This window comes from Epilithonimonas zeae, assembly GCF_900141765.1.
GTDB classification, from domain to species: domain Bacteria; phylum Bacteroidota; class Bacteroidia; order Flavobacteriales; family Weeksellaceae; genus Epilithonimonas; species Epilithonimonas zeae.
Genome location: NZ_FSRK01000002.1, coordinates 275,497 through 287,427, shown reverse-complemented (window position 1 = coordinate 287,427; position 11,931 = coordinate 275,497). Strand labels below are relative to the sequence as shown.

Here is an 11,931-nt window from a genome sequence, read left to right as displayed (position 1 = left end):
TTGATAAGATTGGTACTGACACGCAAAAAAGGAACATCTTTTGCTTGACAAAAAACCAAAACTTAATATTATATGAATAGAAATATAGAAATAATCTTTGCAGGACTTTTCGGAACAGCTGCTGTTTTGGGAATTTTTGCAGCGAGGAAATATTTTAAAAACAAGATTTATAACAGCGAATATTCTGACCATCATTTATTATTCGGAAATTCTAAAAGAAAATATTACGCATCTCCAAATGACGGCGTAGAATTGGACGCATTCTTATAACACACACTATTTTTATTATACAAATTTCCGGTTCTCGCAAGCCGGATTTTTTTGTGGAAAACTTTCCGGAATTTTAAGATATTTTTCATTTTTCAAGTGATAATTTTGAACCATTCTCTCGCTGATTTTGCAGATTGCGCAAATTATTTCTGATTGTAAATCTGTTAAAATCAATTAAATCTGCGAGAAAATTAAATTCCAATGTCAGATTTAATTCCAAAAGGTCAAGGTGCACAACGCAACGTCATCAACCGATTCGACAGATATACTTTCGAGCCGGAAGACTATGAATTGGATAAAATCAAGACACAGGTTACAGAAGTTTTTCCGAAGACGATTATCAATGTTGTGAAAAGTCCAGATTTGCCAATGGACTATTCTATGAATCCGTATCAAGGTTGTGAACACGGTTGCTCCTATTGTTTTGCACGACCAACACACGAATTTTGGGGTTACAGCGCGGGAGTTGATTTTGAAAGAAAATTAATGGTTAAGAAAAATGCGCCGGAACTTTTGGAAAAAACATTTCAAAAGAAATCCTATGTTCCAAAACCAATTATGCTTTCCGGAAATACCGATTGTTATCAACCGATTGAGAGACAATTTGAAATTACCAGAAAACTGCTTCAGGTTTGTCTGGATTACAGACATCCGATTTCCATTATTACAAAAAATGCTTTGATTCTGAGAGATTTGGATATTCTTGAAAAAATGGCAGAAAAAAATCTGATTTCGGTTTCGATGAGTATTCCGACGCTTAATGAAGATTTGAGAAGAGTAATGGAACCAAGAACGTCAACTGCAAAAAACAAATTGAAAGCGATTGAAGCTTTATCCGAGAAAAATATTCCTGTGAATGTGATGATTGCACCTGTGATTCCTGCTTTGACAAGTGACGAAAGTTTATCCATTATGAAATCGGTTTCCGAAGCCGGCGCCAGAAGTTGCGGCTACACTTTGGTGAGACTGAATGACACTGTTGAACCTGTTTTTGTTCAATGGTTAGAAGCTCATTTTCCAGACAGAAAAGACAAAGTCCTGAATCTCATCCGCTCAATGCGAGGCGGAAATCTCGGCGAAAAACGATTTTATGAAAGATACAAAGGCGAAGGAAACATCGCAGAAATGATTCATAAAACTTTTGAAATTGGGAAGAAGAAGTTTTTTAATAATCGAGAAAGAGCCGTTTTGACAACTGAACATTTTACAGGAAGTAGGACGCAACAATTGCGATTGTTTTGATATTTTCATCGCAAAGGCACAAAATTGATTTGATTCAAATTCAAACAAGTCGCAAATAAAATTCTACTCAAACTTTGTGACTTAAAATCGATTAGTTTATCTATAATTTTCCGCCTTTGCGATAAAATAAAACAAGTCTTTTCATTAAATTTGCAAACTGATATATTTCTCAGTAATTTTCCCAAATGAAGCAATATTCCGCAAAACGCAGCATCCAGATTCTAGCTCATATTCTTGAACAATACGGCATCGATAAAATCATCATTTCTCCAGGTTCCAGAAACGCACCTTTAGCAATTCATTTTTCTGAGATTGATGCGTTCCAATGTTACAGTATTGTGGATGAAAGAGCAGCAGCATTTGTAGGTTTAGGAATTTCAAAATCAATTAAAAAACCTGTTGCAATAACTTGTACAAGCGGTTCTGCAGCGACCAATTATTATCCGGCTGTTGTGGAAGCGTTTTATCAAAATGTACCTCTTTTGGTTTTAACGGCGGACAGACCAGCAGATTTTGTGGATATTTTTGACGGACAGACGATTCGCCAGAAAAATATTTTCCAGCAGCATTCTTACGGCGATTTTGAATTGTTGGAAGATGAAAAAGATGGAGCCGATGATTATAATTTCGAAACCATCAAAAAAGCGGTTGAATTGTGTATCGAAAAAAGTGGGCCAGTTCATATCAATATCCCTTTGGCAGAACCACTTTATAATCTTTTGGATGAACTTCCTGTGATGCCAGCAGTTGAGAAAACGATTCAGAAAAAAAGTTATGAACTTCCTTCGAATCTGGTTGCAGACTGGCATACTTCCAAAAGAATTATGGTTCTTGCAGGAACGCTTGCTCCAAATCCAGAACTCGAAGCTCAACTTTCACAATTGGTTAAAAACCACACAGTTGTCGTTTTGACAGAAATGAATTCCAATCTTCAGCACGACAAATTTTTCGCTCATATTGACCGTTACATCACTGATTTTTCTGAAGAAGATTACCATACGTATGCGCCAGATTTGTTGATTACAATTGGGCAAAATGTGGTTTCCAAAAGAGTGAAACAATTTCTTAGAAAAGCAAAACCAAAACAACATTGGCACATCGATGAATATTGGCAGCCAGATACTTATTACGCTTTAACTCAAAAAATTGAAACAAAACCAGAGCTATTCTTTTCCAAATTATTGAAATCCATCAATTTGGAACCAAGAGCATATTTCAATCTTTGGGATGTTCTGAAAGATAAAAAAGATGCGAAACACGAGGAGTATCTGAACAAAGCGTCTTTCTCTGATTTCTATCTTTTTAATCTGTTATCCAATCAAATTCCTGAAAATTATAGAGTTCATTTCTCAAATTCCTCAGCAATCCGATATGCACAATTATTTGAATATCAGAAATATGATGTGTATTGCAACCGTGGAACCAGCGGAATCGACGGATGTACTTCTACAGCGATGGGATTTGCAATGATGGAAGATGAACCAACAATTTTGATTACCGGCGATTTGTCATTTTTCTATGATATCAACGGACTTTGGAATCAGTACATTCCGCCATACACAAGAATTGTGATTTTCAACAACGGCGAAGGTAATATTTTCAAAATCATTCCTGGACCAAGCGGAACTAATGCTTTGGACGAATTCATTGCAACGCAACATCACAGAAATGCAGAATTACTGGCGAAGAATTTTGGATTTGATTATATACGAGTTGAAGATGAAATCTCTCTTGACCGTGTTTTACCAAATTATTTCAAGCCGGATTCTAAACCGAAAATATTGGAAGTAATGACTTCGGAATGTAATAATGCGGATATTTTGAAGCAGTATTTTGCGGAGTTGAAGTAAATTTTCTCGCAGATTTGGCAAATTTTGCAGATTTTAAAAATCTGTATAATCCGCTAAATCTGCGAGAATTAATAATTCTTTAATAGTTTAAAACTCCAAATCCGATTCCTCTTTCGGAAGATTAATAATTTTTTCAATCGGATAAATGAACATATCATCAAAATCATTCAACGCATTGATTAATTGAAAATGGGTAAATTCTTTGATATTATCTAAAGTGATTTCTGTTTCCTTGATTTCTTTTGATTGCAAAAGGTTCTGTCTCATTACACCATTTAGAAGATAACTTTTCGGCGTGAACCAAGTTTTATCTTTCAGGAACAAAAGATTGGAATATGAAGTGTCTGTAATCTGATTATTTTTCACAATAATAACTTCGTCAGCGTGGCTTTTGTCTTTTAGTTTTTGCAATTGAGTTCTGTCAGCAGACTTAAAGCTATAATCTATTTCATTATCAATAACCAATTCAAAATCATCTAATTCAGAAATTGCATAAGGAATAATCTGCGTCTTAAAATTATTCTCCAAATCATATTCGATTCGGAATTTGTAAAGTCCGTCTTCGTCGTGCTCCAGATTGAGAAATAAACTGTAAATATCGATTTTACATACTTTCCCGAAATTCGAAAAAGTGTCGTTCATTCTTTTCTGATGAAGTTCTTTCAGGAAAATTTTCTGGTCTTCAACTTTGATGCTTTCAATAAATCGGGACATAGATTTTGTTTTTCATTTCTTCGTATTCGCTGATAAGGTCACTTTGATGGGTAATTCCACCTCCGCTTTTGAAAAACAGTTTCTCGTTCTCTTTTTCAATAAAACGTATCATCACGCAGGAATCCAGATTCTTGCCGTCAAAATAACCTGCAATTCCTGTATAAAATCCTCTTTCAGATTGCTCGGCTTCCAAAATAATTTCCAAAGTTTTGGATTTTGGAGCACCAAGAATTGAGCCTGCCGGCAATAATTTCTGAAGAATGGTTCCAATTTTATTTTGATATTCAGGCTTGATTTCACCTTCGATTTCGGAACTCATTGCCAAGAGATTTTTTTGCTTGGTTTTGATGTAATCGATTCTTTGAAATTCTTTAACCTGAACGTTATCTGCAACCATACTCAAATCGTTTCTCAACAAATCGACAACCGTATAATGTTCCGCTTTTTCTTTCGGGTCGTTTTTCAGAATATTTTCCGCATCTTCTATTTCTGCATCAATTGTTCCTTTCATCGGATGCGTAAAAATCTTGTTATCAACAATTTCTACAAAAGTTTCAGGTGAGAAAAATACGAATTCATCTTTAAACAGAACTTTATATTTTGCCTTTGAAAATTTGAAAATATCTTCTAAACTTAAACTTGCTTCAATTTCCGTTTTGGTGGTATAATTGGTCAGATAAGAATTTCCTTTTCTGAGATTTTTCTGAACCAATTCGAATCCTTTTTTATAATGTTCTAATGTTTCGGGAAATGATTTCCATTCAAAATTCGGAATTGTCGTGTGTTGATAATTGATATTTATAACATTCGGGAAATCAATCAACAAAGCTTTACTTTCAATTTCGTTTTTTGTGAATATTTTGACCTCATCCATCAAAAAATTAATCAGAAAAAAGAAGGGTTCTTTTCGCTGAGATAATTCGTCCATCTTTTGAAACTGCGGATTCTGAAACATAAAAACAAAAATAGGAATTTGTATCGCAAAGGCGCAATTTAATAATCTAATACAATTGATAAGTCGCAAAGTTTCCAATATTGGATGTTTTGTGCTTTAAAAAGATTTAGATAAATAATTTTGTGCCTTTGCGATATATTTCCAAAACAATAATGGCTACTTTTGCAAAAAAAGTTTGAGAAATGACGACGCAAAAACCGGAAATTGGAAAAATACTGACAGAAGCCTATCAATATTGGATGAGAACTTTGCCGTTCCAGCTGATGTTTACGGTGATTTATTTCAGCATTTATATGTTTGCAGCGATGTATGCGTTCCGATATTACGGACTTTTTGAAGAAATTCAGAAGTTCCAAAATCTTTTCTATTCTGACAGCTCAGCATTCTTGACAAAATATGCAGAATTGATGCAGACGGAAAATGCGGTGAATTTTTCTATTGCGGTTTTGATAATCAAATCTGTGATTTATCCCCTGAATATTGGTTTTTTGAAAATTTATAGAAAGCTGGATATTGGTGTTCCGCTGGAATTATCGGATTTGTTTGCCGGTTTCAGGGGTTATCATTTCATAATTTTTGTGGCTTTTGCATTGATTTGGAATTTCATTAATAACTATCTTTTCATCATTTCTCTTGTCTGGATGCCGATGTTTTTACTAGTTCCGGCTTTGATTTTCTTCAAAAATTATAATTTCTTTGATGCTTTTAAACTGAGTTTTCAGGTTTTTAACAAGAACGCTCTGTTGATGATTGTGGTTGTTTTGGCTTCTATTATTATTTCTTTTTCGGGAATTATTGTTTTCTTTTTTGGACTTTTTGTGACTTTCCCTTTTTGGAATGCCGTAAATTATGTTCTTTATAAGCATCTGATTGCAGACTTTGAGGAATAATTGTTGTTTTGTTAATTCTATTAAGAGATTTTTTGTGTAGATTTGATAATCAACTATAAAAACAAACTTAATGGACAATTTTAATGAATTCAATTCTTCTGTGCCTGTGCCGGAAAGAGAGGCAGGAAGCATCATCTCTCACGCTTTAGAAATTTTTAAAAATACGTTTCTATATTGCTTTTTGGCAGTTGTTATTTATTTTTTACTAAGTCTTCTTGTTCAAATGTTAACCGGATTTGACACTCAACTTTTAATTGAACAAGCAAGAGAAAGTAATGGTAATTTTGGTTATGCAGATATGATTGCAGCACCAGGTTTTGCAGCTTATACTGGTGCAAGTTTTTTGGTAACACTTCTTCTAACACCTGTATTGGTAAGTTTGATTTATGTGGCTAACAAGTCCAATTTCAAACAACCAATTGTAATTTCTGATATCTTTTTTGCATACAGACAGAACTTTATTAATATTTTCATTTACGCTTTAATTACTCAGATTGCTCTTACAATTCTACTTTTTATGTGCGTTTTGCCGGCGGTTTTTGTAATGCCTTTCTTTTTCCTTGGCTATCCAATTTTAATTTTTGAAAAGGCAAGTGCTTTTGATGCTTTGAAGAAGTCTTTTGATATTGTTCAAAATAATTATGGCACGATTTTACTTACCGCATTATTGGCTGGTCTTATCAGTATTGCCGGAGTTGTGCTATGTTGTGTTGGGATTTATCTAACGATTCCATTTGCATACATTGCAATGTATTCTACTTACTGTGCATACTGCGGAACACCAAGACAAATAGAACAATACAAATAAATTCAAATAAACTATGTCAGATTCCGGTAAACCAATAGATTCTGTTGTTTTCAAACAGATTGCATTAATTCTTGTTATATGTGTTTTAGTTGGGTTAATTTGCTGGAATCTGGCATTGTTCATTCCTGCAGTTCTGGGAGCAATTACACTTTATATTGTTTGTAGGAAATATAATTATTATCTGATTGAAGAAAAAAACTGGAAACCGTGGCTATCGGCTACAGTTCTGATGTTAGCATCTTTGATTATTCTGATTCTTCCGGTTTACTTTATTGTAGATATGTTGGTTGCAAAAGCCGGGAATGCGCAGGTTTATATGGAAAAGTTCAATATTTTCCTGGAGAAGATTCACCAGTTTGTTTATCAGAAAGTAGGATTTGATATCTTGAGCAAAGAGAATATTACAAAAGTGACCAATTTTGCAGGAACACTTTCTACGAAAGCTTTGAATACCACTGTGAACACTTTCACAGTAATTACATCAATGTATTTCATTCTGTATTTTATGTTTGTAAAAGCCAGATTATTTGAAAGAATTGTAGCCAAAGCAATGCCTTTTAAAAGAAAAAACATACAGCTTTTAGGAGACAAATTCATAAAACTCGTAATGGCAAACGCGATCGGAATTCCAGTCGTGGCATTAGGACAAGGCGTTGTTGCCTTGATTGGTTATTGGATTTTCGGATGCCCAAGTCCAATGCTCTTATTTGCTTTAACCGCAGTTGCGTCTATGTTACCAGTTGTAGGTGCAGCAATTGTTTATGTTCCGGTTGGGATTTTTATGATTGCTGAAGGACAAACTGGTCCTGGCGTTGGGATTTTGATTTACGGATTGGTAGTAGTTGGTTTAACGGATAATCTTCTGCGATTCACATTACTGAAAAGATTAGAAGATATCCATCCATTAGTGACTGTTTTCGGGATTATTCTCGGGATGAATATTTTTGGTTTCATGGGATTGATCTTTGGTCCGATTCTGATGTCAATTACTGTAATGCTAATTCAGGTTTATAGAGACGAATTTTCAGAAGACGATACTACACAGTTGGAACTTCCGAATCAAGATATTGAACTGGAAAATAAAACCGACTTAATCATATAAAAATGGATGGCATCAATCCGAATATCCTGAAAGAAATCTGTGAAGTCAGAATGCCTTTTGGAAAATATAAAGAAACAATTTTAGCCGATTTACCAATCTCTTACCTTGAATGGTTTATCAGAAACGGGGGCTTCCCAAAAGGAAAGTTAGGAATGCAACTTTCCACAATCTACGAGATCAAACTCAATGGATTAATGGATTTGCTAAAACCTCTGAGACATTAATTTTTTCGGTAAATTTGCATTATTATGAAGAAAAAAATAAATGCACTTCGGAGATCTCTAATGCGAGGTCTTACCAAGAATATTGGTAAATCTAATGCAGATATTAAAAACAATCAAAATATAAAAATCAAGAGAATTCTGATCTCAAGACCCAATCACAGATTAGGAAATTTACTATTATTGACTCCTCTTGTTCAAGAAGTTATCAAAACCTTTCCTGACAGTAAGATTGATTTGTTTGTTAAAGGTGGCGTAACACCGATTATCTATAAAAATTACGAAAATATTGACAGATATATTCAGCTTCCTAAAAAGCCTTTCAGCAACTTGGGGAAATATATCAAAGGTTGGTTTCAGCTAAAGTTTCGAAAATATGACTTGGCAATCAACTCAAATCCAGGTTCATCTTCCGGTAGATTATCTATTCTTGCGACCAATTCTACTTTCAAATTTTTCGGCGATCACGATGAAGAACTTAATTCAAAATATCAGGATTATAACCACGATGCTAAGAAAACGATTTACAATCTCAGAAAATTCTTAACGGAATTAGGCTATCCAGAAAACACTTCTGAGCTTCCTTCGCTCAAACTTATTTTAGATAAAGAAGAACTTGAAACTGGAAAAGAAAATCTGCTGAAAATAGTACAGAACGATAAGAAAACCATTTGCTTATTCACCAACGCAACGGGCGCAAAAATTTATTCTGAAGATTGGTGGGAAGCCTTCTATGACAAATTAAAATCTACATTTCCAGATTACAATATCATCGAATTGTTGCCTGTGGAAAACATTTCAAAACTGAATTTTAAAATTCCGAATTTCTACAGTACAGACATCCGGGAAATGGGTGGATTTTTGGCCAACTGTGCACTTTTTATTGCCGCTGATAATGGCGTCATGCATCTTGCAAGCTCGGTAAATGTACCTACAATCGGGCTTTTCAAAGTGACAGATGAGACGATGTACAAACCTTATAACGACAAAAGTTTCTCTATCAATACAAATAATTTGGATTTGGATAAAGTAATAGACCTCATCAAAACGTCTTTATAATATTATAACCAAACTGCTATGAACTTTGTACTTTCCGAGGCTTATTCTCAATACAAAAACGACATTCTGAACATTTTAAAGAATTTTAAAAATGAAGGAACTGTCGTTGGTCACGGAAATAGAAATGTTGTTAAATTTTTCATTGTTAATGATTTAAAGTTCAATTTCAAATCTTTCAAACAGCACAACATCATCAATCGTCACGTTTACAAATATTATCGAAAATCAAAGTCGAGACGTTCTTATGAGTATGCACAAATGCTTTTGGATAAGGGTTTTTTCACACCAAAACCTGTAGCTTTTATAGAAAATCACGATTGGATTGGTGTAACATCCAGCTATTATGTGAGTGAACAACTTGAAGATGTTTTTACTTTAAGTGATGTTCTTCATAATGATGATTTTACAGACAGAGAGAAAATTATTAAAGCCTATACCAATCTCATTTTCCAGTTGCACGAAAATGGAATTATTTTTATTGATAACGCCTCCGGAAATTTTTTGATCAAGAAAACAGGTGAAAATTTTCAGTTTTTTTTAGTCGATCTGAATAGAATGAATTTTTATGAAAGTATCGATATTGACAAAAGATTAATCAACTTTGAGAGGTTGACCAACGATCTTGAAACCATCAAAATAATTAGTGCAGAATACGCCAGATTATCGGGGAATTCTCCTGAGTTTTGTCTAAATAAGATCGTCGATTTTACTAATAAAAAAGCATTTAAACGTAAGGTAAAGAAAATACTGAAGTTTTATAAATATTTTCTTCCCAAGCATTAAGCTTTCAGAGCTGCAATCTCATCTCTCAGTTTCGCCGCTTTTATAAAGTCAAGATTTTTCGCTGCTGCTTCCATTTCTTTCTGCTTTTGAGCCACGATTTTCTCGATATCCTCACTTCCATAACTGGCTTTAGTTTCAGCAACTTCTCTTAAAATTTCTTTGTGCGTATATTTTTCATCCGGGAAATCTTTGCTTCTACCAACTAGATTTTCACTGATTTTTTTATTCAATGCTTGAGGAACTTTACCATTATCAGCATTATATTTCATCTGCTTTTCACGACGATAGTTGGTCTCATCAATCGTAGCCTGCATAGATTTTGTCATTTTATCAGCATACATTATTGCTCTACCATTCAGGTTTCTAGCTGCTCTACCAACTGTCTGAATCATCGAACGGCGAGAACGCAACATTCCTTCCTTATCCGCATCTAGAATCGCAACTAATGACACTTCCGGTAAATCTAACCCTTCTCTTAATAGGTTAACCCCAACCAAAACATCGAATAATCCTAAACGCAAATCCTGCATAATCTGGATTCTTTCCAAAGTCTCTACATCAGAATGGATATATCGTGTTCGGATTCCGACTTTTGTAAAATATTTGGTCAGTTCTTCCGCCATTTTTTTTGTTAATGTCGTTACCAAAACTCTTTCGTCCAGTTCCACTCTTTTGTGAATTTCTTCAATTAAATCATCAATCTGATTCATCGTTGGACGAACTTCTATAATTGGATCCAAAAGTCCCGTTGGACGAATGATTTGCTCAATGTAAGTTCCACCAGATTTTTCCAATTCGTAATCTGCAGGTGTTGCCGATACATAGATCACCTGATTCTGCATATCTTCAAACTCATTAAACTTCAAAGGTCTGTTGTCCATCGCAGCAGGCAAACGGAATCCGTGTTCCACCAAAACTTCTTTTCGGCTTCGGTCACCGCCGTACATCGCGTGAACCTGAGGAACAGTTACGTGACTTTCATCAATCACCATCAGGAAATCCTTAGGAAAATAATCCAGCAAACAGAAAGGCCTGGAGCCCGGAATTCTTCCGTCCATATAACGAGAATAATTCTCAATTCCTGAACAATAACCAAGTTCACGAATCATTTCCAAATCTAATTCCGTTCTTTCTTCCAAACGTTTGGCTTCCAAAGGTTTTTCGATTTCCCGGAAGAAATCAACCTGCTTTACCATATCATCCTGAATCTGTTTGATGGCACTTTGCATCGTTTCAGGTGTCGTTACGAAAAGATTAGCCGGATAAATATTAATCAAATCAAAATTCGAAATCACATTTCCGGAAACTGGATCAAAACTTTGAATTTTTTCCACATCATCTCCAAAAAACTGAATCCTAATCGCTGTATCAGCATAAGCCGGATAAATATCAATCACATCGCCTTTTACACGGAATGTACCTCTCTGAAATTCATTAAGTGCTCTGGAATACAATGCACTAACCAATTGATGAAGTAATCTTGTGCGGGATAATTTTTCGTTTTTCTCAATTGTGATTAAGGATTTATGGAATTCACTCGGATTTCCAACACCATAAATACAGGAAACCGAAGCCACAATCAAAACATCTCGTCGCCCGGAAAGTAAACTTGCAATGGCAGAAAGTCTCAGTTTTTCAACTTCTTCATTGATGCTCAAGTCTTTCTCAATATAAGTATTGGTTGATGCAATGAATGCTTCCGGCTGATAATAGTCGTAGTAACTTACAAAATATTCCACCGCATTATCCGGAAAAAACTCTTTGAATTCCATAAAAAGCTGTGCCGCCAAAGTTTTGTTATGCGCCATCACAATTGTTGGTCGCTGGACATTGGCAACCACATTGGCAACGGTAAACGTTTTTCCGGAACCGGTAACTCCGAGAAGGGTTTGATATTTTTCGCCAATATTAATCCCTTCTACCAGTTTCTCAATCGCTTGAGGCTGGTCTCCAGTAGGTTGATATTCTGATTGAAGTTTGAATTGCATTGAACAAAAATACGAAATAAAAAAACGTTTCGGAATGCGAAACGTTTGA

Annotated in this window: 12 protein-coding genes; 9 read left to right on the top strand and 3 right to left on the bottom strand. The window is 34.8% G+C overall.

Features of this window, described 5'->3' with window-relative positions; all coding sequences use genetic code 11:
- Nucleotides 1-72: 72 nt before the first annotated feature.
- From BUR19_RS13105 to menD, 3 genes are all read left to right on the top strand, one after another.
- On the top strand, nt 73-270 hold the full coding sequence (locus BUR19_RS13105; protein WP_074235908.1) for a hypothetical protein: 198 nt from the start codon (nt 73-75) through the stop codon (nt 268-270).
- A 201-nt stretch (nt 271-471) separates the two neighbouring features.
- On the top strand, nt 472-1,512 hold the full coding sequence (locus tag BUR19_RS13100; RefSeq protein ID WP_074235907.1) for a PA0069 family radical SAM protein: 1,041 nt from the start codon (nt 472-474) through the stop codon (nt 1,510-1,512).
- Nucleotides 1,513-1,697: 185 nt separating this feature from the next.
- Nucleotides 1,698-3,362: a 2-succinyl-5-enolpyruvyl-6-hydroxy-3-cyclohexene-1-carboxylic-acid synthase gene (gene menD / locus BUR19_RS13095; protein WP_074235906.1), complete on the top strand. Its 1,665-nt coding sequence runs from the start codon at nt 1,698-1,700 to the stop codon at nt 3,360-3,362.
- Between the two features lie 87 nt (nt 3,363-3,449).
- On the opposite strand, the gene BUR19_RS13090 is transcribed toward menD, so the two are convergent.
- Together BUR19_RS13090 and BUR19_RS13085 are read right to left on the bottom strand one after the other, a co-directional pair.
- On the bottom strand, nt 3,450-4,076 hold the full coding sequence (locus BUR19_RS13090) for an aminotransferase class IV (protein WP_074235905.1): 627 nt from the start codon (nt 4,074-4,076) through the stop codon (nt 3,450-3,452).
- Nucleotides 4,060-5,004: an aminodeoxychorismate synthase component I gene (locus BUR19_RS13085; RefSeq protein ID WP_083600803.1), complete on the bottom strand. Its 945-nt coding sequence runs from the start codon at nt 5,002-5,004 to the stop codon at nt 4,060-4,062. The genes BUR19_RS13090 and BUR19_RS13085 overlap by 17 nt, the downstream gene beginning before the upstream one ends.
- Nucleotides 5,005-5,213: 209 nt before the next feature.
- Here BUR19_RS13085 and BUR19_RS13080 point away from each other — a divergent pair, with 209 nt between their 5' ends.
- The 6 genes from BUR19_RS13080 (at nt 5,214) to BUR19_RS13055 (ending at nt 9,894) form a co-directional block, all read left to right on the top strand.
- Entirely contained in the window at nt 5,214-5,921 is a 708-nt protein-coding gene (locus BUR19_RS13080; RefSeq protein WP_074235903.1) for a hypothetical protein, read from the top strand.
- Nucleotides 5,922-5,991: 70 nt separating this feature from the next.
- The gene (locus BUR19_RS13075; RefSeq protein ID WP_074235902.1) at nt 5,992-6,729 is read left to right on the top strand and encodes a beta-carotene 15,15'-monooxygenase; all 738 of its coding nucleotides are present in this window, start codon (nt 5,992-5,994) and stop codon (nt 6,727-6,729) included.
- 13 nt (nt 6,730-6,742) lie between these two features.
- Nucleotides 6,743-7,831, top strand: coding sequence for an AI-2E family transporter (locus tag BUR19_RS13070; RefSeq protein WP_074235901.1), 1,089 nt, complete (start codon nt 6,743-6,745; stop codon nt 7,829-7,831).
- A gap of 11 nt (nt 7,832-7,842) precedes the next feature.
- A complete protein-coding gene (locus BUR19_RS13065; RefSeq protein ID WP_074236486.1) occupies nt 7,843-8,055 on the top strand; it encodes a DUF3820 family protein in 213 nt (70 codons plus the stop codon).
- 24 nt (nt 8,056-8,079) lie between these two features.
- Nucleotides 8,080-9,111, top strand: a complete 1,032-nt coding sequence (locus tag BUR19_RS13060; protein ID WP_317041451.1) for a glycosyltransferase family 9 protein — start codon at nt 8,080-8,082, stop codon at nt 9,109-9,111.
- An 18-nt stretch (nt 9,112-9,129) separates the two neighbouring features.
- Nucleotides 9,130-9,894 (top strand): lipopolysaccharide kinase InaA family protein, encoded by a 765-nt coding sequence (locus BUR19_RS13055; RefSeq protein ID WP_074235899.1) that lies wholly within the window; start codon nt 9,130-9,132, stop codon nt 9,892-9,894.
- Here BUR19_RS13055 and uvrB read toward each other — a convergent pair.
- The gene (gene uvrB / locus BUR19_RS13050; RefSeq protein WP_074235898.1) at nt 9,891-11,882 is read right to left on the bottom strand and encodes an excinuclease ABC subunit UvrB; all 1,992 of its coding nucleotides are present in this window, start codon (nt 11,880-11,882) and stop codon (nt 9,891-9,893) included. The two genes, BUR19_RS13055 and uvrB, sit on opposite strands and share 4 nt — an antisense overlap.
- Nucleotides 11,883-11,931 lie beyond the last annotated feature (49 nt).

Excerpts from the sequence above, each read along its gene's own strand:
- BUR19_RS13105 (WP_074235908.1), top strand. The coding sequence starts at position 73 with ATGAATAGAAATATAGAAATAATCTTTGCAGGACTTTTCGGAACAGCT.
- BUR19_RS13100 (WP_074235907.1), top strand. The coding sequence starts at position 472 with ATGTCAGATTTAATTCCAAAAGGTCAAGGTGCACAACGCAACGTCATC.
- menD (WP_074235906.1), top strand. The coding sequence starts at position 1,698 with ATGAAGCAATATTCCGCAAAACGCAGCATCCAGATTCTAGCTCATATT.
- BUR19_RS13090 (WP_074235905.1), bottom strand. The coding sequence starts at position 4,076 with ATGTCCCGATTTATTGAAAGCATCAAAGTTGAAGACCAGAAAATTTTC.
- BUR19_RS13085 (WP_083600803.1), bottom strand. The coding sequence starts at position 5,004 with ATGGACGAATTATCTCAGCGAAAAGAACCCTTCTTTTTTCTGATTAAT.
- BUR19_RS13080 (WP_074235903.1), top strand. The coding sequence starts at position 5,214 with ATGACGACGCAAAAACCGGAAATTGGAAAAATACTGACAGAAGCCTAT.
- BUR19_RS13075 (WP_074235902.1), top strand. The coding sequence starts at position 5,992 with ATGGACAATTTTAATGAATTCAATTCTTCTGTGCCTGTGCCGGAAAGA.
- BUR19_RS13070 (WP_074235901.1), top strand. The coding sequence starts at position 6,743 with ATGTCAGATTCCGGTAAACCAATAGATTCTGTTGTTTTCAAACAGATT.
- BUR19_RS13060 (WP_317041451.1), top strand. The coding sequence starts at position 8,080 with ATGAAGAAAAAAATAAATGCACTTCGGAGATCTCTAATGCGAGGTCTT.
- BUR19_RS13055 (WP_074235899.1), top strand. The coding sequence starts at position 9,130 with ATGAACTTTGTACTTTCCGAGGCTTATTCTCAATACAAAAACGACATT.
- uvrB (WP_074235898.1), bottom strand. The coding sequence starts at position 11,882 with ATGCAATTCAAACTTCAATCAGAATATCAACCTACTGGAGACCAGCCT.